Annotated in this window: 22 protein-coding genes and 1 riboswitch; of the genes, 8 read left to right on the top strand and 14 right to left on the bottom strand. The window is 43.3% G+C overall.

What is annotated here, in order from left to right; genetic code table 11:
- Positions 1-49: 49 nt before the first annotated feature.
- From TV75_RS13040 to mreBH, 5 genes are all read right to left on the bottom strand, one after another.
- A complete protein-coding gene (locus TV75_RS13040) occupies positions 50-697 on the bottom strand; it encodes a class F sortase (protein WP_044339199.1) in 648 nt (215 codons plus the stop codon).
- A gap of 74 nt (positions 698-771) precedes the next feature.
- A complete protein-coding gene (locus tag TV75_RS13045; RefSeq protein WP_044339200.1) occupies positions 772-2,124 on the bottom strand; it encodes a hypothetical protein in 1,353 nt (450 codons plus the stop codon).
- Between the two features lie 336 nt (positions 2,125-2,460).
- Positions 2,461-3,177, bottom strand: a complete 717-nt coding sequence (locus tag TV75_RS13050) for an anti-sigma factor (RefSeq protein WP_044339201.1) — start codon at positions 3,175-3,177, stop codon at positions 2,461-2,463.
- The gene (locus tag TV75_RS13055) at positions 3,174-3,737 is read right to left on the bottom strand and encodes an RNA polymerase sigma factor (protein ID WP_044339202.1); all 564 of its coding nucleotides are present in this window, start codon (positions 3,735-3,737) and stop codon (positions 3,174-3,176) included. The genes TV75_RS13050 and TV75_RS13055 overlap by 4 nt, the downstream gene beginning before the upstream one ends.
- A gap of 228 nt (positions 3,738-3,965) precedes the next feature.
- Positions 3,966-4,970 carry a rod-share determining protein MreBH gene (mreBH, locus tag TV75_RS13060; RefSeq protein WP_044339203.1) on the bottom strand — a complete coding sequence of 335 codons (1,005 nt, stop codon included), beginning with the start codon at positions 4,968-4,970 and terminating at the stop codon, positions 3,966-3,968.
- A gap of 465 nt (positions 4,971-5,435) precedes the next feature.
- Here mreBH and TV75_RS13065 point away from each other — a divergent pair, with 465 nt between their 5' ends.
- The gene (locus TV75_RS13065; RefSeq protein WP_044339204.1) at positions 5,436-5,720 is read left to right on the top strand and encodes a hypothetical protein; all 285 of its coding nucleotides are present in this window, start codon (positions 5,436-5,438) and stop codon (positions 5,718-5,720) included.
- Positions 5,721-5,916: 196 nt separating this feature from the next.
- On the opposite strand, the gene TV75_RS13070 is transcribed toward TV75_RS13065, so the two are convergent.
- Both TV75_RS13070 and TV75_RS13075 read right to left on the bottom strand, forming a co-directional pair.
- On the bottom strand, positions 5,917-6,420 hold the full coding sequence (locus tag TV75_RS13070) for an acyl-CoA thioesterase (RefSeq protein ID WP_082051280.1): 504 nt from the start codon (positions 6,418-6,420) through the stop codon (positions 5,917-5,919).
- Between the two features lie 92 nt (positions 6,421-6,512).
- Positions 6,513-7,706: a NupC/NupG family nucleoside CNT transporter gene (locus TV75_RS13075; RefSeq protein ID WP_044339205.1), complete on the bottom strand. Its 1,194-nt coding sequence runs from the start codon at positions 7,704-7,706 to the stop codon at positions 6,513-6,515.
- A gap of 141 nt (positions 7,707-7,847) precedes the next feature.
- A riboswitch (purine riboswitch) is annotated at positions 7,848-7,949 on the bottom strand.
- Between the two features lie 191 nt (positions 7,950-8,140).
- On the opposite strand from TV75_RS13075, the gene TV75_RS13080 reads away from it, so the two are divergent.
- Positions 8,141-9,967, top strand: a complete 1,827-nt coding sequence (locus TV75_RS13080; RefSeq protein ID WP_044339206.1) for a solute:sodium symporter family transporter — start codon at positions 8,141-8,143, stop codon at positions 9,965-9,967.
- 68 nt (positions 9,968-10,035) lie between these two features.
- On the opposite strand, the gene TV75_RS21545 is transcribed toward TV75_RS13080, so the two are convergent.
- Positions 10,036-10,164 carry a YflJ family protein gene (locus tag TV75_RS21545; RefSeq protein ID WP_079530789.1) on the bottom strand — a complete coding sequence of 43 codons (129 nt, stop codon included), beginning with the start codon at positions 10,162-10,164 and terminating at the stop codon, positions 10,036-10,038.
- Positions 10,165-10,440: 276 nt separating this feature from the next.
- A complete protein-coding gene (locus TV75_RS13085) occupies positions 10,441-11,730 on the bottom strand; it encodes an MDR family MFS transporter (protein WP_044339207.1) in 1,290 nt (429 codons plus the stop codon).
- 187 nt (positions 11,731-11,917) lie between these two features.
- Between TV75_RS13085 and TV75_RS13090 the strand changes: the two genes are divergently transcribed.
- Positions 11,918-12,499 carry a DUF6944 family repetitive protein gene (locus TV75_RS13090; protein WP_156142421.1) on the top strand — a complete coding sequence of 194 codons (582 nt, stop codon included), beginning with the start codon at positions 11,918-11,920 and terminating at the stop codon, positions 12,497-12,499.
- A gap of 307 nt (positions 12,500-12,806) precedes the next feature.
- On the opposite strand, the gene TV75_RS13095 is transcribed toward TV75_RS13090, so the two are convergent.
- Complete coding sequence (locus tag TV75_RS13095) at positions 12,807-14,039, bottom strand: aminopeptidase (RefSeq protein ID WP_044339208.1); 1,233 nt, start codon at positions 14,037-14,039, stop codon at positions 12,807-12,809.
- A 234-nt stretch (positions 14,040-14,273) separates the two neighbouring features.
- Here TV75_RS13095 and TV75_RS13100 point away from each other — a divergent pair, with 234 nt between their 5' ends.
- Positions 14,274-14,666, top strand: a complete 393-nt coding sequence (locus tag TV75_RS13100; protein WP_437176712.1) for a hypothetical protein — start codon at positions 14,274-14,276, stop codon at positions 14,664-14,666.
- Positions 14,667-14,847: 181 nt separating this feature from the next.
- Here the strand turns inward: TV75_RS13100 and TV75_RS13105 are convergent, their stop codons facing one another.
- Positions 14,848-15,306: an RrF2 family transcriptional regulator gene (locus tag TV75_RS13105; protein ID WP_044339209.1), complete on the bottom strand. Its 459-nt coding sequence runs from the start codon at positions 15,304-15,306 to the stop codon at positions 14,848-14,850.
- A 161-nt stretch (positions 15,307-15,467) separates the two neighbouring features.
- Here TV75_RS13105 and hmpA point away from each other — a divergent pair, with 161 nt between their 5' ends.
- Positions 15,468-16,685, top strand: coding sequence for an NO-inducible flavohemoprotein (hmpA, locus tag TV75_RS13110; protein ID WP_044339210.1), 1,218 nt, complete (start codon positions 15,468-15,470; stop codon positions 16,683-16,685).
- Between the two features lie 203 nt (positions 16,686-16,888).
- Here the strand turns inward: hmpA and TV75_RS22135 are convergent, their stop codons facing one another.
- Positions 16,889-17,059, bottom strand: coding sequence for a hypothetical protein (locus tag TV75_RS22135; RefSeq protein ID WP_172655755.1), 171 nt, complete (start codon positions 17,057-17,059; stop codon positions 16,889-16,891).
- Positions 17,060-17,266: 207 nt separating this feature from the next.
- On the opposite strand from TV75_RS22135, the gene TV75_RS13115 reads away from it, so the two are divergent.
- Complete coding sequence (locus TV75_RS13115) at positions 17,267-17,644, top strand: DnaJ family domain-containing protein (protein WP_044339211.1); 378 nt, start codon at positions 17,267-17,269, stop codon at positions 17,642-17,644.
- 37 nt (positions 17,645-17,681) lie between these two features.
- Here TV75_RS13115 and TV75_RS13120 read toward each other — a convergent pair whose 3' ends face one another.
- Positions 17,682-17,867: a hypothetical protein gene (locus TV75_RS13120; protein WP_044339212.1), complete on the bottom strand. Its 186-nt coding sequence runs from the start codon at positions 17,865-17,867 to the stop codon at positions 17,682-17,684.
- 48 nt (positions 17,868-17,915) lie between these two features.
- Complete coding sequence (locus TV75_RS13125) at positions 17,916-19,397, bottom strand: methyl-accepting chemotaxis protein (protein ID WP_044339213.1); 1,482 nt, start codon at positions 19,395-19,397, stop codon at positions 17,916-17,918.
- A gap of 177 nt (positions 19,398-19,574) precedes the next feature.
- On the opposite strand from TV75_RS13125, the gene motA reads away from it, so the two are divergent.
- Positions 19,575-20,366, top strand: a complete 792-nt coding sequence (gene motA / locus TV75_RS13130; RefSeq protein ID WP_044339214.1) for a flagellar motor stator protein MotA — start codon at positions 19,575-19,577, stop codon at positions 20,364-20,366.
- Positions 20,353-21,144, top strand: coding sequence for a flagellar motor protein MotB (gene motB / locus TV75_RS13135; RefSeq protein WP_044339215.1), 792 nt, complete (start codon positions 20,353-20,355; stop codon positions 21,142-21,144). Before motA ends, motB begins: the two co-directional genes overlap by 14 nt.
- Positions 21,145-21,421 lie beyond the last annotated feature (277 nt).

The raw sequence follows: 21,421 nt of genomic DNA on the forward strand, positions 1-21,421 counted from the left end.
GTAAAAATATCCATAAAAAAACAGCAGCGGAAGAGTCCGTGCTGTTTTTTTATTGCTTCAATTCGGTATAAACGACCAGGCGCTTGCTGTAATTTCTTGATGAACGGTCAAAGTCGCCGGTGCAAGTAATCAAATTAAGGGTACTGGCATGGGAGTAACCAAAGATCGATTGAAGGGGGGCGTCATCCCAAGGGTATTCCTTCATGTCCATTACAACGAAGGTGCGGTCTTCGTCATCTTTATTCTTAACAATGATTTCATCACCTTTTGAAAGCTTGTTCAGGTTATAAAAAATAGCGGGCCCATTCCGGCTGTCGACATGACCACCGATGACAGCATTTCCTGGTTCGCCAGGTTTGTATCCGCCTTCGTACCAGCCAGTCTTCTCGAAACTTTCGGTTACGGCCATTTCACCGTTTTCCTTTAATCCGACAGCTTCTATTGGTGCCGATAAATCGATTGCCGGGATTTCAATGGTCGTTGGCACGATTCCACTTCGCTCATCTTTAATGATCGTCTCAGCAAATGGAGAAGGGGAAGTGGTGGTACTCGCCATTTGGGATTTCGGCTTTTCCTCTTGCTTTTCGATTGTTTGTGTTTCCGCTTTTTCCTCTTGAGAACTTGAACTTAATCCTGCAGAACAGGCAGAAATGGGCAATAGTACAAGCACAAGTAGTACAACCCTCATAGTATACATTATGTGAAGCCACTCCTTTCATCTTCACACTGGGGGACGGACCTTAATAGGTCCGTCCCTCTCATCTTTTACGATTATTTTTTGTGTGTAGCGTATTTTTTCATTCCAAGTGTTGTTCCGCCAGCGATGATTAAGAGGGCTGCAAGAAGGAATTCGAACGGGAATTCGTTTCCGGCTGTTCCACCCATACCTGTGTTTGGCATTTCTGAAGGCATATTGGCTTTGAATTTGTCAGGGAACTGATCGGCAAATGCTCCTGATAATCCTTTTGCCGGATTCAGCATATGCTCATACGCCATGCGGATTTGATCCCAGGATTTTTCATAATCCCCGGCTACATAGCTGTCAAATGCTCCAACCAGTTGCTCCACGTGCATTTGAAGTCCTTCTGCAAGAGCGTCAGATTTTAAACGACCGTCCGTCGCCGTTTCAAGGAATTTGGAGAATTCTGCACGATATCCATCCAGGTTCTTAAGGGCTTCTTCTTTCGCTGCTTCATCTTCAGCACCTGTTGCTTCTACATAATCAACGAAGAATCCGATGTGCTTGGACCACATATCTTTAAATTGATTACCTGCTTCTTCACCGTAGACCGATGCGATCGCTGCAGATAAGTCTTCAGTATTTGCATTCAGGGCACCAACAGAAGCATCGAAATCTTCTGATCCGTCAATCCCGTTTTGCATGGCCATCGTTGCAAGGGCAGCATGCTCTGTCAACAGGTGGTTAAGAGTTGAACGTAAATCCGTTGCGGGTGTGACAGCCATCGTATTTTCAAATTTGTCAGGATATTGATCTGTGATGGCACTTGATAATCCTTTTGATACCATTCCCATATGTCCGATAGCCTCACGCTCGTATTCGTAAGCCTTTTCATAGTCACCGGCTACATAACTATCAAATGCACCGATCAGTTGATTGATATGCATTTGAAGTCCTTCTGCCAAACTATCAGATTTTAAGCGTTCACCAGTTGCCGTTTCAAGGAAGGTAGAGAACTCTTCTTTGTAGCCAGCGAGATTTGCAAGTGCTTCGTCCTTTGCCGCTTGATCATCAGCACCCGTTGCTTTTACATAATCAACGAAGAATCCGATGTGATTCGTCCAGATTGTGTTGAATTGATTACCGGCTTCTTCACCGTATACAGAAGCGATCGCTCCTTTTAAATCGGCTGCGTTATCATTCAGGGCCCCGGCTGCTGCGTCAAAATCTTCAGCACCTTCAGCTCCGCGTCTCATAGCCTCCACTGCTAAGTACGCATGCTCAGTAAGTAAGTGATCTAACGTTGTTCTTAATTCTCCTGCTGGAGTATCCACTTTCACCTCGTGTGAATGATCTTCACCGTTGTGGGCTGAAACTGTACCTACAGTCGGTACTAGTAATGTCATACTTAAAGGGACGGCTAAATAACTTTTTCTCATTTTCATAATGGAATCTCTCCTTTTGGGTTTTTTATATTTTCATAGAGCTAACGAGAGGAGTTGAAACTTGGATCACTTTTTTTGAAAAAACTTTTGCACTTTTTTTGAAAGAGATAAAAGTAGGGTGAAAGTATGTAGAGAGTGGAGCCTTCTTTAACGATGTATCCTTAATAAAAGAGTAGAAAAGAATGTAGCGCGATCTGTAATAGATTTGTACAACTCCCGTTCTAATAGGACTTAATTCCCTGGGTCTATTTTCTTAAACCTTCAGATGTGCAATTCCTTATTGAGAATAAATAAAAAAGCCCAGCAGTAATGGACTGCAGGGCGGGGTAACAATTCTTATATTTCTGAAGCCAGCACGATTTCCCCTTGTGGAAGCTGACTATTGGCATCCGGTTCGAGTGTTATGGCCACCGTATCCCAATCTTTCTTCGTGAACTCTTCGCTAAACTTGAATACGACCGATCCTTTGCCATCCTTACTAGTGACAAATGTTCCTGCACGTTCAGGTTTGTCGTCTTTAATGAGCCATACCTGATAGACTTCTTCGTTAGAAAGAGCCTGAAGCTCAGAAGCCTGGACGACCATGCTTGTTTGTTCGCCCTGCTTGATGATACTGGCTGTTCCTTTGGCATTTCCACTGACGGCAGCGAGATCGACATATTGTACTACCTGATCGATGGTTGCTTGTTCCACCACTTCGTTTTGATCCTCAAGCTGCGTAAACAAATACGCATTCCCGACTAAGGAAAGAGCCAGGGCGGCTGCGACAGAAGGGAGGAACCATGATCTCTTTTTCTTATAGGAGAAAGGTTCGTCCTTAGCTTTTGGCATCTCTTCACCCAGAATGTTAGCCAAAACACGGTCTTCCAGGTCTTTGGGAGGCTCGACAACATCAGATGCGAAAGGCAGATATTCTGCTAACTGCCCCAGTTCATGAAGTTCTTCCCGGCACTGGGGGCAGCTTTCCAGATGCTTTTCAAATTGGGCTCTCTCAAGTTCAGATAAATGACCGTTGTAGTAATCCAGTAAGTAATCGCATTGGTGTGTAGTCATTCGAATTGACCTCCTTTCCCTTTAAGACACGTGTGTAAATGCTTTAGCGCCAAACGGATTCTTCCCTTGACAGTCCCTAGTGGAATGTCAGTGGAATCGGCAATGGATTGTTGAGTCAACCCTTTAAAATAGAATAATTGTACAATATTCTGCTGATCATCTTTCAACGACTGGATACATTCCCGAATCGCTGCTCCTTTTTCCTTCCATTCCAATTGATCGGCCGGAGTTTCATAGGTGACCTGCAGGGAGTCCTTCTCTATATATTCAACAGACTCATGTTTCTTTCGTCTGCGGATTGCATCAAGGCAAGTATTTCTGGTCATCGTTAACAACCATGATGAAAACTTCCCTTTACTTTGATCATATGGAGAGTGTTTTTTCCAGAGTTTCATAAATACCTCTTGAATCACTTCCTCTGCAATTTCCCGATCACCTGTCATTTTATAAGAGAATGAATAAATCAGTTTTTCGTATTGTTGATAAAGTTGTCGTAATGCAGTTGAATCTTTGTCTAAAACTTGCTGGTACAGTTCTATATCGTGACGATCATTGGGCATATTACGCTCCTTATCTTTGACATATAAAATAAGGATACTAAACAACGGAGCTGAACTCAATTTTAATAAGCTAACGTGAGAAATAAGAATTTGGATCATATATGTTTAGGGAAATTGTTAATGGGGTAAATGGTGAGTTTGGTGTGGAAGCCGGGATATCAATCTGTTTTGGGGTTTTATGTCGTTTCCAAAGCAAAATCCCCCAAATCATTGGGGGATTTCTTCAGCTTATTTTACTTTTTGTAACTTATCAATCACGGATAAAGAACGTCCAGTTCCGATTGCCACTGATTCAAGCGGGTTAGGAGCTAAGTGAACCGGTACAACGATCTCCTGGCTTAACCAATCTTGAAGTCCGTTCAGTAATGCTCCGCCACCAGTCAGGATCACACCGCGGTCAACAATGTCACCGCTTAGTTCAGGAGGACAATTTTCCAATGTCGCACGGATCGTTTCCAGGATGTGAAGAAGGGATTCTTTCAACGCATCTTGAATCTCATTGGATGATAGTTCAATCGTTTTCGGAAGACCGGTGACCAAGTCACGTCCACGAATATCCATCGTTCTTTCCTCATGGTCGATCAACGCTTGACCTACTTCGATTTTCACCAATTCAGCCGTTCTTTCACCAATCAGCAGATTGTAGCGTTTACGCACGTATTGAACGATATCTTCATCCATTTGGTCTCCGCCGATACGGATCGTATTACAAGAAACAACGCCGCCATAAGAAATGATCGCTACTTCCGTTGTTCCACCACCGATGTCGACGATTACGTTGGCAACAGGCTCGCCTACAGGCAAGTCAGCACCGATCGCAGCAGCTACAGGCTCTTCAATAAGTGTAACGGATTTCGCACCGCTTCCTCTGACAGCATCCTGAATCGCTCTTCTCTCGACACTCGTTGCACCAGAAGGCGTACACACAACAACCGTTGGCTTGCGGATGGAGAATCCAAGTTTTTTACTCGCTTTTTTCATCACTTGTTTTAACATTTCAGTTGTCACGTCAAAGTCGGCGATCACACCATCTTTAAGTGGGCGTACAGCCACGATCTTTCCTGGCGTTTTTCCGATCATGCTCTTGGCTTCGGTTCCAACCGCCAATACCGTTTTATTTTCTGTGTCAATTGCGACAACAGATGGTTCATTAAGTATAATTCCTTTATTTTTACTATAAACAAGTATATTTGCAGTTCCTAAATCGATACCAATTTCAGAGTTTGATAACATCAATATTCCTCCAACTATAAGAATTCTAGACAGTATATCCTTCTATACAGTATAGGAGATTTCTGTCGGTTATGAAGGTGGAGATATTTACCACCGACAAAATGTTACAAAGTATGACAGATGTGAAAGCGCTAACTGAAAAATGAAAAGCTTGTATGGAGGGTTTCTGTATACCTATGTACGTATATAGGGACGGACCTCGAAATTTTGTTCGTTAAAAAAATTTAAACGTTCTGTAATATAGATGGGGAGATTTGGAGTAGTCGGATGGTGGTGATGGGAGTGATTGTGCAGGTTGGAATGGTCTTTTAGGAAGAGGGGAGGGTTTAGAAGGTTGGCGTGTCTTCCTTAGGGTACACCAAAATGGGAAAATCGTAATGATCTTGGTGGAACCGGCAGTTTAGGATAGTAATTGCAAATTATTTGTGGATAATCTCAATTAGTATTGGCGGAGGAGGGGGGGAGTTGGATTTTGGAATGGGAAATGGGAAGAATCCTGGGCAGCGAATGTGTGATATCGGCGAAATCGCGTCATTTATCAAAGGAATTCCCGATATATCAGTGGAATCACAACCTTTATCAGCGGAATTTTCAATATTTCAGCGGAATCGCATGATTTATCAGCGGAATTTTCGTTATATCAGCGAAACCGCGTCACTTATCAGCGGAATTCTCGATTTATCAGCGAAACCACGTCATTTATCAGCGAAATTTCAAATATATCAGCGAAAGGCTCATTCACAACTATGAATTCTTCTCCAGCCAATAAGCAGAAGGGAATAAGAAACCAAGATTACGGCGAAATCCCCATTTTAACGGCGAAATCTCACATTTAACGGCGAAATTCGAAATATAACGGCGAAATTCGAAATATAACGGCGAACTGACAAATTACAAGTTCCCTCCCCGAAAAAAAGAGATGCTCTCATCAAGCATCTCCCCTTCATCAATACGCTTTACGGAAAAACTCCGCAAGCTCCTGGCTATGTTTTTTGCGTGCTTTACGATGTTCTGCACGGTTTTTGGCGGTTTCGTTCAGCCATTTTTCTTCTTCGGTTTCCGGTACGACTTCCGCGATGACAGCGGGTTTATTGCCTTCTAAAGCAACAAAGGTCAAGAAGGAGATGGCTGCCACGTTGGTTTCTCCTGTTAGAAGCACCTCTGAAGTGACCTTCACACAAACCTCCATGGAGCTGCGTCCGGTGTAGGTGACCATCGCTTCCAACGTCACGGCATCCCCGACTTTGATAGGCTGCAGGAAGTCGACGGAATCTGTTGAAGCCGTTACGACTGGCTTGCGGGCGTGACGTGTAGCGGCAATGGATGCCACGTCGTCTATATAGGCCATCAGTTTTCCACCAAACAATGTACCGTGATGGTTGGTGTCGGGTGGAAGAACGTGGGTCGTTTTGCTTGTTTTCGTGTCTTTCATGAATTTTTTTTCTCTCAATGAATTCACCTTCCGTTATCAATGTGAAAAAAGATTGCTACTTTATACTATTCACTAAAGGGGGTCGGAAGAAACATGATTGAGAGAAAAAATTATAGAAATATACTAATGATAATGGCCGTTATGAAGCTCGCCAGTGTCCCTGCGATGATGGCCTTCAAGCTTAATTTAGAAACCATAGGTCGTTGAGTCGGCTCCAAAGAACCCAATCCGACAATCAATTGTCCGATCGAAGACAGGTTCGCAAAGTTACAAAGTGCGACGGAAAGAATCGCAACGGTCTTCGGTGAAAGCTCGTTCATCATTCCTGATAACTCTTTGTATGCAACGAATTCATTCACAGAGAGCTTCGTCCCGATGATGGAGGCAGCACGGAACGCTTCATCCATTGGAATGCCGACGAGTAGTGCCAGCGGATAGAACAGGTAGCCGAAGACCGTGGAAAGACTCATATCCACAGCACCGAGTAATCCGTTGACGAGAGCAAGGATCCCAATAAACGCGATGAGCAGTCCGCCAATATTGATCGCCAGCTGTGTACCACTGAGGGCACCTTCCGAAATCGCTTCGAATACGTTCGTGTGAGTGGTCTTTCCTAACGAAATATCACCATTCGTCTTGGATTCTTCCGTTTCAGGTTCGATGATTTTGGCAATCACAAGAGAGACGATCGGCACGCTGAAGACGGATAGAAGAAGGAATTTCATGTCGATCCCCATCAACGAATATCCGATTAGTATCGCTCCACTTGCTGACGCTGTTCCTCCAACCATTACGGCAAAAAGTTCTGAACGGGTCAACTTCGCTAAATATGGCTTAATCAACAGGGGTGCCTCCGCTAATCCGAGAAAGGAATTCCCGATGGCATTAAATGATTCAACCTTGGTTGTACCAAGGATTTTCCCTAGCCCGATCCCGATATATTTTACAAAGAACGGGATGATCCGTAAGTAATATAGAGCCGAAATGAGTGCAGAAATAAAGATGATCGCACCCAGGACATTGATTGCGAACACGAATGAAATGTTCGTCCCTTTTTCGAAGAATCCCCCGAATACGAACATGATTCCTTCATTGCTGTAATCAATGACTTTCTGTACCCCCAAGGCTGCTTTTTTCAATATGGTTTGTCCAAATGGGACTTTAAGTACAAACAAGACAAGCAGGAACTCAAGACAGATCCCGATGATGATCGTGCGCCATTGAATGGCTGAGCGGTTGCTGCTCAACAGCCAGGCTAAAAATAGAACTCCAAGTAATGATAAGATTCCATATACTAAACTCACAATACCAATCCTCCAGCATGTATTCTTCAACGAATCCTCAGATCGATGTTGTATGATGTCAGACTTCTCAAAAGTGCAAATAAAAAAAGTGCATGAAGACATTCTCTAAAAAATAGGGAAAGTCTCCATACACAAACAGCATATAGAAAAGACTTTCCTTATAGTCCGGCACTTTACGGCTGCCAGGTAGAGACTTATGGTCCATATCACCATAGATATATAAGGAATTCGTATGAAGTTGATTTGAAATATGTTTTCTACTTTATCATACCACTAAAGACTATCACAATAGTTTTCTTGAAAAGAATATCATGGAAAAACGTGGTGATACTTTTTTACTGTTTTTAACAAAAATTAAAAAATAATAGTTTACTAATATAACATTTGGGGAACTTTCACAAACACATGTAATAAATATGAAGGGAAGAGGATACATGTTTGAAAGTGGTTTGCTATTTACATTATTGTCCTGTGTATTTTTCATGGGACTGGTTGCCTGGATTTCATACATAAAGACAAAAGGATCATTGAATGATTCGACAGGTTATTTTTTAGCCGGAAGGGGATTGACTGGAACGTTCATCGCCGGGTCCTTGCTTTTAACCAATTTATCAGCGGAGCAGTTAGTTGGTTTGAATGGACAAGCTTTCAGGGCGAACCTTTCGAATATGGCGTGGGAAGTGACCGCCGCCATCGCGATCATCATCATGGCGTTATATTTGCTTCCGAAGTATTTAGGAAGAAGCTTCACGACGTTACCTGAGTTTCTGAATCAGCGCTATGACAAAGGGGTTCGTCAGTATACAACCATCCTCTTTATGCTTGGGTATGTGTTTGTGACGATTCCTTCCATGCTTTATTCAGGGGCACTTGCCGTTTTGAAATTATTTGATGTACCCGAACTCATGGGTATTTCCTATACTCAATCGATCTGGGTAATTGTGTGGGTGATCGGGATCATAGGAAGCATTTACGCCATTTTCGGCGGACTGAAAGCCGTTGCGATTTCCGATACGTTGAATGGAGTCGGACTTTTGATCATCGGGATTCTCGTTCCGATTTTAGGGTTTTATGCGTTAGGAGAAGGAAGTTTCCTATCAGGTGTGAAAGAGATTGCTACCAACAATCCGGAAAAGCTGAATTCGATTGGCTCATCTTCAGATTCAGTTCCGTTTTCAACGATTTTCACGGGAATGATTTTTGCAAATTTATTTTATTGGGCATCTAACCAATACGTGATTCAAAGGACTCTTGGGGCTAAAAACTTAGCGGAAGGACAGAAGGGTGTCATCATTTCGGGTTTCTATAAGCTGCTTGTGCCATTCATGATGATGCTGCCGGGAGTCATTGCTTTTCATCTTTATGGAGATTCATTGAAAAGTGTGGATTTGGCTTATCCGGCTTTGATTAATGCGGTGCTGCCTTGGTATCTGACAGGTTTCTTCCTGGCCGTACTGCTGGGAGCTGTGCTGAGCTCGTTTAATTCCCTGTTAAATAGTGCCGCTACATTATTTGCATTGGATATCTATAAGCCTCAGTTCAACCCGAATGTCAGTGATCAGAAATTAATCTCGATCAGTAAGTGGTTCGGAGCCGCGCTCGCAGTTGTTTCCATGTGTGTGTCGCCTATGTTGATTCATGCAACAGACGGCTTGTGGGATCTGATTCGAAAATTCACGGGATTCTTTAACATTCCGATTATCGTCATACTATTGGTTGGCGTGTTCTCAAAACGTATCCCTGCTTTCGCTGCCAAAACAGTGATCATTCTACACTTGTTTGCGTACTATATGCTTGTGTGGGGAACAGGACATTTATTTGGATTCTCTATCAATATAAAATTTATTCATATTTATGGCATCCTGTTTGTATCAGAGATTGCACTGATGGTCCTGATCGGCTTTTGGAAGCCGATGAAGAAGCCATACGAATACCGCTACAATCCAAAAGTGGATATGATGCCTTGGAAATATAGCATTCCATTGTCCATCATACTCATGGCGTGCGTGGTGCAAACGTATTTCCTATTCTCTCCTATAGGACTGGCATATGAAACAAGTGTCATTTCGCCATACTTCTGGCCAGCCACCATCGGATTGGTCCTTCTCACCACAGGGTTGATCTACTGGTCAATGAAGAGCTGGACCCGGAAATACCAAGCCTACCTACTGAAAAACAAACCATACAAACTGAACCGGACCAAAAAATACTCCCTGCAGCAGAACCTGAATCCAATCTATTCATCCAAGCTGCTGAAATAAAAAGGAGGGACGGACCTTCATTCCTATGACCAGGTCATAGGAATCGAGGTCCGTCCCTCTCTTATGTTTTATTTAGTACGTTCTAATAGGTTTGCAAGAACGTGTTTTTTATAGGATTCTACTTTGCGTTCCTCGTAGCGGCGAACGCCTGCTTTTTTTAGTTCTTCCACGTACCAGCCTTTGCTTCCGATATGCATTGAAATAAACATCCTTTCTTTGCTTAGTATTGATTGGAATCTCCGACCAGCTCAGAGTTATGAGCTACGTTAAGATTGCTTACGGTTGTACATTGTAACATCTCATTTTTGATGAAAAAAGGGGGTAAACGGAATTTTTCGGATTCATCCTTTTCTGAAAGTTTTCGTGGGAAGTGAAGAGGTCAAAATTCATTGTTGCAGTGAAATGATGAAGGTTTCGATGCAGAAGGGTAATATGAAAGAAAAGGAATGATCCAAATCGGATCATTCCTTTTTTTAATGAACAGCTTTCTTCAACTCCAACTCTTCTTTCTCAAAACGCTCGAACATGATGAAGAAGAGTCCCGCACTCACAAGAGCAAGGATCGACAGAATGATGAACGTCCAATCATACCCTACATAAAGTGACAGGGTGATGGACAGAGGTGCGATGGTCCTTGCAATCGTGAAGCGTAAACTTGCTGCAGCAAAGTACTGCCCCCGCATATGATCCGGAGCAAGCTTCGATACAAAGCTTTGCTGGATACCTGCTGTCATCAACTCTGCAAACGTGAATACTGCCATCGCGATCACAAACATCCATACCGAGCTTGTTTGTCCAAACATAAAAATCGAAACCGCGTAGATAACAGAAGAAAGGATGAACACATTGCGTTCACGGAACTTCGTGATCCAGCGAGTGATCACCACAGTAAGTAGTGCCACCAGGAATCCATTTTCAGATAGGATCAATCCGAATACCTGTTCACTCACCAATGTCAGGGACCAATCGCCGACGCTGAATAACGTTGCTTGATCCATCACATCTTTAATATATACGGGAAACAAAAGGTCAAGTTGCATAAACGTCTGACCGACGAGAATCCCGGCTAAGATAAATAATAAGAACGTTTTGTCTTTAAAAATAACACTATAATCCTTCATCTGATCTGATATCACACTATGCCAGGCTTTCTTTTTCCCTTCTGTCACTAGTAGCTTACTAGTGTCTAAAGGTGCTGTTTCCCTCGTCATTTTATATAAAAGAAGAGCTAAGAACATGCAAATAAGCGCAGCGGCGATTAAAAGCTCGAAGCGATAGTGAACATAGAAAATTCCACCAAGTATCGGTCCGACCACTACGGCAATATTGATGGATGTATAAAAGACGGCAAATACATGACTGCGGTCCTTTTCATCCACCACATCGGCCACCATCGCCTGACTTGCCGGCCAATAAAACGAACCAAATACCCCAACTAAACTAAAACAGATAAAGCCGATCATGGCAGAATCGAGCCAAGGTGAACTGGCCAGTCCAAAGATTAAAAAAGCAAAGCCCTGTCCGAAAGCGGAGATGACCATCATGCGCTTACGGCCGAAGCGGTCTGCGCAATAGCCTCCCATCAGATTAGCGAGTACTGCAAATACCTGTGAGAGAACCAATAGTAATCCTGCCGTCTGCTTTCCGAATGACTCTGTGAAATAAATCGTCAAAAACGGAAAGAACATCCAGAAGGTAATATTAATCGCTGCTTCCCCAAACAGCCGGACCTTTAAATTACGGTCCCAATCCCGAATTCTCATCTAAATTCCTCCCCTCATGAAACGCTAGATGAACTAGAATATCATAGCTCGATAGGACAAAATAAACAAGACTCATTTACTGGTATTTACAAATTTTTTACTGTTGTTGAAATGGGGGCGAAAGATACCAATTTTCCTTTATTGAATACATTATAAGTATTGATGGGGAAAGGGACGGTGGATGGAGGTGATCGATAGACTTATCCTTATTACCGGGGCTTGGACGCAGGTGGTCGGAACGGTGATTGCCGCAATAGGAGAAACGATGGTCATACAAGAGGAACGATACAGTCAAGAGCCTTTCGGATTTCGGTTGGTCTCCATTGGAAACGGCTTCGAAGCAGCAGGAAATGCACTTCAGGGGGTGGGAGCGGAAAAGCTCTCGGACGGTTCGTTTGGAGAAACGTTAAGAGTGACCGGTGATTGGATTCAAGCTTCAGGAAACGTAACAAACGTCGCAGCAGCCGAACTCCAATTCGCAGGAAGAGAAGTGGAAGGACTGAACCTTGATATTTTCGGAGACACCGTCCAATCCCTAGGGGCAGGGCTGGAAGCATTTGGGGCCACGTTGAGTTCGCGGGAGTTTTCAGATCTTCTTGCAGCCGGAAATTCACTTCAATCCCTTGGTGCAGCCATTGAGGCGATAGGTGAAGTTTATATTCTAAAGGATATGAAGGAAATTGGACTGCAGGTCACTGCATTCGGAAGCTATGCCCAGGCAGCGGGTGCAACGATTGCGGCCATTGCGTTGACGAAGCAATACGGGTGAGCTTTTTGACCGAAAGAGGTGAATTTGTTTCGAAAATGGGCTAATAACATGATGGTTGGAAGGTAGATAGGATCACGGGAGAAGGATACACCGAACGAAAGGGGGGAGATTGCGTCTATTTTCAGGTTTTTTGCGTCAATCTATCATTTTATGCGTCTTTATTTTGATATATGCGTCTTTTTCCAGTTACATACAAAAGATTGAGCGCTCAGTCAACAGGTTTTCATCCAACTCCCACCTCATCTCCATAAAAAAATCCCAAAAGGCAGCCAAACCACCTTCTGGGAACGCATATTACTGACTAAGCTTAAAACGCCCAACCACCATCGCGGAATACTGCTTCAGTCGAGCCGTCTTCTTTCACTCCATCGATGTTCATTTTGTCTGAACCGATCATAAAGTCAACGTGAGTGATACTGTTGTTCAAACCGTTTTTCTCAAGCTCTTCTTCACTCATTTTCTTTCCGCCTTCGATACAGAATGCATAGGCATTACCGATTGCAAGGTGGTTTGATGCGTTCTCGTCGAATAAAGTGTTGTAGAATAACACGTTCGATTGAGAGATTGGGGACTGATGAGGAACAAGGGCGATTTCCCCAAGGTAATGAGATCCTTCATCTGTATCCACAAGGCGCTTCAAAATTTCTTCGCCTTCCTCAGCCTTAACGTCCACAATGCGGCCGTTTTCAAATGTAATCGTAAAGTTATCGATCACGTTTCCGCCGTAGCTAAGTGGCTTCGTGCTTGATACTGTTCCGTTTACACCTGTCTTTAGAGGAACCGTGAATACTTCTTCCGTCGGCATGTTCGCCATGAAAGTGGTTCCTTGTTCATTCACACTTCCAGCTCCCACCCATAGGTGACCTTGAGGAAGCTCGATCGTAAGGTCCGTCCCCGGTGCCGTGTAGTGAAGCTTTTTGTAGTTCTTTTCGTTCAGGTATTCCACTTTTTCGTGAAGGTTTGCGTCGTGATCCTTCCATGCCTGGACAGGGTCAGCCTGGTCGGCGCGGACTGCTTTGAAGATGGCATCCCAAAGTAAATCCACCTGTACTTCTTCAGAAGCATCCGGGAATACTTTTGCAGCCCAGTCCTTCGAAGGAGCGGCCAGTACGCACCAGCTTACTTTGTCCGATTGAATGAATTGACGGTATTTGGACATTGCTTTACCGGCTACTTTTTGGAAGTTTGAGATACGATCTGGATTTACCCCTTTAAGCAAGTCAGGGCTTGAAGACACGATGCTCATGAATGCAGCTCCGCCTTCAGCAAGCTCCTCGACTTCTCTTGCTTTCCACTGAGGGAACTCCTGGAATGCTTCGTCTGGAGCAAGGTCGTATTTCGTACGATTGACCACATCATCATTCCAGTTAACGTATACGTGCTTAGCCCCAACTTCATAGGCTTTCTTTACCACTAGGCGAACAAATTCTGCAGAATCGATGGAGGTGTTAATGACCAGGGTCTGACCTTTTTGAACATTGACACCGACTTCTACAGCCAGGCTTGCGTATTTCTCAAGATTTTGTTGGAAATTAGGCATATGTATTCTCCTTTTTTCAGAATGTTCTATTACATTCTTATTGTATCAGTGCCTACACCGTTTGCAAGTGTTTACACCCATCTTTCTATCGTATGCGGAAGAATGGAAAATTATTTTTGGTGCATGAAGAATATGAAAGTTCTATGGCATTCAAACAAGAATCATAGCCTTGTCTTGGACAACTATACTATAATGATTGAAGCAATACTCTAGATAAAAAAGGGGGAAGAAACATTGGCGTGGAATGTCCTTTTATTACGAATGTCCGCCATCTATGGGTTTATCGGAGCATTTCTCGGGTCTCATATGGCAGGAGCCGGATCATATGCATTTAAGCCCATTCATGCTCATATCTTAGTAGTTGGTTGGTTAAGTTTATTTGCGTATTCATCCTATTATCGTTCCTATCAGGTACCGAAATCTTCAAAACTGGCATTTGCACATGTATGGACTGCGATTATCGGTTCGATCGGATTGACAGTCGGAATGTGGATGTATAACTTAAATCCATTCAATCTGCCAGCAAGCTTCACGATGGTCTTCTATATAGTAGGGGGAAGTACATTACTACTGAGCTTTTTCCTGTTTGTATTTATGACATTTAAATATAGTGAGAGTAAGAAGTAAGAGATTGGCCTGTTTTCAGTGGGAAACAGGCTTTTTGGTGTGAGTTGAGTGGTTCGAGGATAAGTTGTACCAGGTACATTTCACGAAGCGGGTGCCAGGCACGAACCGGGCATCTAGTGCCAGGCACCACTATCCAAACAAAAAACTCCTCCCCATCTAAATGGAGAGGAGTGATTCCAGTCTATGTTGACGATTGATCCCGCTGCTGCTCTTGAAATAAGAACCGGTAGTCCATCGGGTTTTGGATCAAGTCGGCCAGGGTGTATTCGTCAAGGACAGAGAGATAGGCGTTTAATGCTTTTCCGAGTACATGCTTTAGTCCGCAGACAGGAGTGATGACGCAGTTGTTGTTTTGGGCGTCAAAGCATTCGACAAGGTGGAAGTCTTCTTCGGTGGTCCGGACGAGTTTTCCGATATTTATATCTTCCGGGGATTGAGCTAGTTTGATTCCGCCGTTCCTGCCGCGGATCGTTTCGATCAGACCGTTTTTCCCCAGTTCATACGTCACTTTCATCAGGTGATTCTTTGAGATGCTGTAGGCATCGGCGATTTCCTTTATATTAGAGAGTTCATCCTTTGGTTTTGATGCCAGGAAGATTAGGACTCTCAGTGAGTAGTCAGTGTATAATGTTAGTCTCATTTATCTCACCTTTCCGATCCGTTATTATTATTATACAGAAGGAAGCATGTTTGTGTCTAAATGTGGCTGTTTTGTTAAAGATGTATTTTGTATATTGCTTTATGGGAAAAAGAGGAGTACGCTAAAGATGTATTTAAAATATATCTTTAGAGGTGACCAAAATGCTATCTCAAAAAACCATTGAAATCGTGAAGTCAACTGCGCCTGTGTTAGAAGTGAAAGGAACGGAAATTACGTCCACTTTTTATAAAAATATGTTTGCGGCTCATCCTGAGTTATTGAATATTTTCAATCATGCCAATCAAAAAAAGGGAAGACAGCAAACCGCATTAGCCAATACGGTATATGCAGCTGCACAGAATATCGATAAGCTCGATATGATCCTGCCCGTTGTAAAGCAAATCGCTCATAAGCATAGAAGTTTAGGAGTTAAGCCGGAGCATTACCCGATCGTTGGGGAGCACTTACTTCAAGCCATCAAGCAAGTACTTGGAGATGCAGCGACAGATGAGATCATTGAAGCATGGGGAGAAGCATACGGTGTCATCGCCGGAGTATTTATTGATGTAGAAGAAGAGATGTACAAAGAAACGGAGAACAAAGACGCGGGATACAGAGACTTTAAACCGTTTATCGTAGCGAAAAAGGTAGTGGAGAGCGATGTTATCACTTCTTTCTATCTTCAACCAAAAGAAGGAGGCAAAGTCCCGACCTACATGCCGGGTCAATATATTTCTGTACGGGTGACCATCCCTGGTGAAGAGTTCACCCATATCCGTCAGTACAGTTTATCAAGCGCGCCGATGGAGGACCTCTTCAGGATTTCTGTTAAAAGAGAAGCAGAATTTGATCCTCAAGGGAAGGTGTCGAATTTCTTACATGACAAAGTAGCCGTAGGAAGTGAGATTGAAGTCAGTGCTCCGGCAGGGGATTTCTACTTAGTGGATGGCGACTCACGTGTTGCTTTAATAAGCGGAGGTGTCGGCATCACACCTATGATGAGTATGCTTGAAACGGTGGCGAGAACGAAGCCGGAACGCCCGACTGCCTTTATTCATGCGAGTAAACACGAAGGGGTCCATGCCTTTAGAAAAGATGTCGACGCTTTAATGGAAGAGGAGTTAATGAACGGGGAAGCGTGCTATGTCTACGAAAATCCCAGTGACGAAGCTCAGGGTCATTACAAAGGATATGTGAACAAAGAAATCCTATCTCAATATGTGGATGCAGAAACGGAATGCTATGTGTGTGGACCGGTACCATTTATGAAAGCTGTCATCACAACGTTGAAGGAGATGGGAGTTACTGAATCTAACATTCACTTCGAATTCTTTGGACCAGCGATGGATTTATCGAAGAAGGATAATGTGACAGTTTAAAAAGCTGTTCGTAGATGGATTTGAAAATAAAATGGGAAAGTTGAAAATAAATGGGCCTGAATTGAAAATAAAATGAGGAATTTGAAAATAAAAGTGATGAAATTGAAAATAAATTAAGTTTTTGAATCTACCAACGGCCCAATTTGCCCTCATTTCACCGAAGCAAACAGAAAACGCCAGGAAATCCTGGCGTTTTTTTGTATTTATAAGCGATGTTCATCCTCATCCACCCGGTTTTTAAACGCTTCCTGGGTAACAATCAGTTCTTCATCCCCGGCAGCGTCTTCTGAATGTTTTCTCTCTGGTGCACTATTCTGTGGGAAGTTTCCTGGATGTCCCTTTTTCTTTGAATCGAACGATTTTCCACGTGCCATGTCAGCCACTCCTTTTCATCATTGATACAGGTAGTTTTTCCAGCACGTACGAAATTATGTGAGCCGAATTGTCAGAAAATAGACGTATCTGATGCATTCAAATCTTCAGCCTTTTGGATATACTAATGGTAACAAGTGGGTACTGATCGATACGTCAAAGACAGACCTTGCCGCGTCCACTTTAGTTTGAAGCAGGAGGGGTTATGGATGGATTTTTCGATGATCATATCTGAGCAACGGATCAAGAAGGCTTATGAAGAAGGGGAGTTTAAAGAGCTTCCAGGCTTCGGTAAACCTCTTAATTTAGACGACGATTTAGGAGTTCCCCAGGAGCTGAAGATGGCCCATCGGATGATGAAGAATGCCGGCTTTACAACGGATGAAATCAAAGTAAAAAAAGAAATGATGCGCATAGAAGACTTGATTAAAGCATGCGATGACGACTTGGAGAAGCGGGAGCTGCAAAAGAATCTAAATGAAAACATGCTCAAATACAACGCCATGCTTTCCAAGAAGAGAATCAACACAAACGGTTCCTTGTTCAAAAATTATGAGCATAAAATAGAAAACAAGTTGCTGAAATAACGAATACACCACTTTCGACAAGGAAAGTGGTGTTTCTTCATTTTTTCTCGGGTTCATCTTTAAATAAGAAGAATGAGATCACTCCGGACAAGAGGGCCGCTCCTATGACAATCATGTTTTTAGCTTCGGAAGGGATCTCAGAGTATCCCTTGCCGAGCATCCAAGTCGCTACCACGGCTACGATAAACATGATGGGGATCATCATGATGATTCTTCGTTTCAAGGTGCCACATCCTTTAGTACTCTAATGATGCTTTTAGTTTATCATATTTTACATCTCCACACTGCGTTGAATTCGCTCTGCGCTTGTGGCGGTATCTTGAACATATTTTGCAATCATACGGTTATCACCATGAAGAGTTTCAATGGTGGCGCTTATTTCCTCGAGCCCTGCAGAGGTTTGCTGAATGACGGCTGCAAGCTCTTTCGTCGATAGCTCAGCCTCTCCGGTTTGTCCTTTTACATCAGCAGCAGTAGAAGTTAAGTGCCGGAACTCGTTTGACAGGTCAGCAAGCTTTTCACGCAGTGTCGTGAAATACTCTGTTACTTCACCGGTTGCCCCGACATTTTCATCCAGCTTTTCTGAGCTGAGATTCATAATTTCGACAGCAGAAGAGTTCACTGAGTTAACGGAAGCAAGATTGTCGTTAATACGGGTGGCTGTGTTTCGTGTAATCTCTGCGAGTTTTCGAATCTCATCTGCTACAATACTGAACCCACGCCCGGCTTCACCTGCCCTTGCCGCCTCGATGGACGCATTTAAAGCGAGCAGATTGGTTTGATCCGTAATGTCTTGAATGCTTCCTATAAACGTATTTGTTTCTTCTATTTTGCTTGTTAATTCACTGAACGTTTGACGAAGGCCTTCAATAATGTTTTTAAGCTCAATCATGTTTTCCTGCAAGTAAGTGACACGCTCACTGCCTGACACAGCAATGGAATTCGCTTGATTGGAATGGTCAGTGAGATTGTTTGAAAGCGTGGAAACCTCCTCCATTTTATTCATCGTCGTTTCTGAAACGGCAGCAATGTTGTTAATCTGATCACTTTGCGTGACGCTACCAGCTGATATTTCATTAACGGCCGTTCTCATTTCATCATGTGAGACGAGGTGGGTTTGAATCTGCTCGTTTATTTGGTGAATGCTTGCAGAGATGGTCGCTAATTCTTTTTGAAGGAAATTTCGTTGTTCTTCTTTTTTCATGCTTTCGCTTTCTGTCATGTTGATAAATTCCTGAATCTGCCTGAATTGATTGCGGTTCAAGTGAATCACCACACCAAGGACCGTCCCCAATAGTATATATACAAGGAAAGCCGGAATAAATAATTCTGAGAAAATCGGGTCGTTTGCAGGTGCAAGAGCTCCATTTAAGATGAATAAAGCGAGTCCTGACCCGTACCCGATACCAAAGATCACTGGATTAAAGTGAATGGCACTGATGACAGCCAAAAATAATAAGATGACTAGTTCTGTGGGATTGGATCCTTCTAAAAATAGCCAAATTCCGATGATGGCATACACCGTTGGAATGCTGAAATAGACATAAGAATGTGGTTTTTTTAATATTAGTTGCAACACTATGAAGTATGCGGCCAGAATCATGATCTGGGAAGCGAAAACAGTTACAGCGGTGATTCCTGAGTCATTGATGATGGAATACGTGAGGGCTGCTACCAGGCTGATGGAATACGTGATCAGGAGCAGCAGGTTTTTTCTTTTACTATCGATTTCTTTCAATTGCTCTGGGGTCATGACGTTTCTCTCCTTTAATAGTGACACCTGTATAATACATATATCGACAAAAACAGGCAGTGCTTCATAACATTTTACGGTAATTTATAAGAAAATTTTGAATGCTTCTACGTCTCAATAATTAGAAGTTCCATCCGATAATAGTAGTAGACTACGATGAGTAAGGTGGAGCGATCGATGGATAAGACGTCTTTAATAGGAGTCATTTTAGGATTGATAGCGGTTGGAGTGGGGATGGTTTTCAAGGGAGTGAGCCCCGTTGCCTTACTGAACCCTGCAGCCATTTTAATTATTTTACTTGGAACAGTGGCAGCTGTGACCATTGCCTTTCCTACCCATGAAATCAAGAAGGTACCGAAACTATTCGGCATACTGTTTAAAGAACAAAAACTGCAGGACCCGAAACACACAATTCAATTTTTCTCCCAATTAGCAGACCTGGCACGAAAAGAAGGACTGCTTGCACTCGAAGCCCAAACCCAGGAGGTAGAGGATCCTTTTTTGAGGGACGGACTTTCATTAGCAGTTGATGGTCAAAGTGCTGATTATATACGGGATGTTCTGCATGAAGAAATTGATGCCATGGAAGAGAGACATAGTGCCGGAGCGCTCATTTTTACACAGGCGGGGACCTATGCACCGACCCTCGGTGTGCTTGGAGCGGTAATTGGACTTATTGCGGCCCTCAGTCACATGGACAATACGGATGAGCTTGGTTACGCCATTTCAGCGGCCTTCGTTGCAACGCTTCTGGGTATATTCACCGGATACGTTCTTTGGCATCCATTTGCCAACAAGCTGAAGCGAAAGTCAAAGCGTGAAGCTCAGATGAAAATGATGATGGTAGAAGGGATTTTATCGATAATTGAAGGTGAATCTCCACGCGTGATTGAACAGAAGCTGGCGTCCTATTTACCGGCAAGTGAGCGGATTTTATTACTTAAGGGGGATGAGGATGAGGCGGCGTAAGAAGAAACATGACGACGAGCATATGGACGAGTCCTGGCTGATTCCATACGCCGATCTGCTGACGTTGTTACTGGCTCTTTTTATCGTGCTCTATGCGTCAAGCTCTGTGGACGCACAAAAATTCAGGGAACTTTCCCAGGTGTTCAGTGAAATCTTCACCGGAGGGACCGGAATGATGGAGTATCCCAGCCCCGTAGCACCTCAGCAGTCGAGCGATCAGAAAATCAAAGAGGCAGCCTCCTCAGGCAATGATGAGGAAAAAGAAAAGGAATTAAGTAAGGAAGAGCTTGATAATCAGGCTTTTCGAAAGGATCAGGAAGAGTTAAGAGGAATTCAGGAAAAAATAAATCAGTATATCAAAACGAATAATCTGGAGGTTCAATTCGTAACGAAGCTTACCGATGAAGGATTGCTTCTCACGATCCGGGACAATGTATTATTCGACTCGGGGTCGGCCATAGTCCAAGGCAGTGACCTGAGCGTCGCTGGTGAATTATCGGCACTCCTTGAAATGAATCCTCCACGGAATATTATCATCAGCGGTCACACGGACAACGTGCCGATCAGTAATGCGGAATACGATTCAAACTGGGAGCTGAGCGTCATGCGGGCGGTCAATTTCATGAAGATCATTTTGGACAATCCGAAGCTTGATCCCCAGTGGTTCAGTGCAAAAGGGTTCGGGGAATTTGAACCGATTGCCGACAATGGAACACCAGAAGGCCGGGGACAAAACCGCAGGGTGGAAGTGTTGATTCTGCCAAGGGTATCACAATAAAGAAATGATCTGCAGACACAAGTTGTCTGCAGATTTTTTGTTGGGCAGAAGTTGGCGTATTTCCGGGGAAATGAACAGGTTTTGTCGAATGGAAACACTTCCCAAACCAACTCAAATAGGTTTACCAATTAATCCACCCTCACCCTTCCTCATTTTCAAACAAAATGTTTCACACCATCCAAATTAGGGAAAAGTTTGAAAAAGCTTTTAGAAGTAGTGGCTAATTTTTCAGGAAAATGGTTTTCATATATGAGGACGGAGGGCATTATACATACTT

Source organism: Rossellomorea aquimaris (assembly GCF_000935355.1).
In the GTDB taxonomy this organism is placed as follows: Bacteria; Bacillota; Bacilli; order Bacillales; family Bacillaceae_B; genus Rossellomorea; species Rossellomorea aquimaris_B.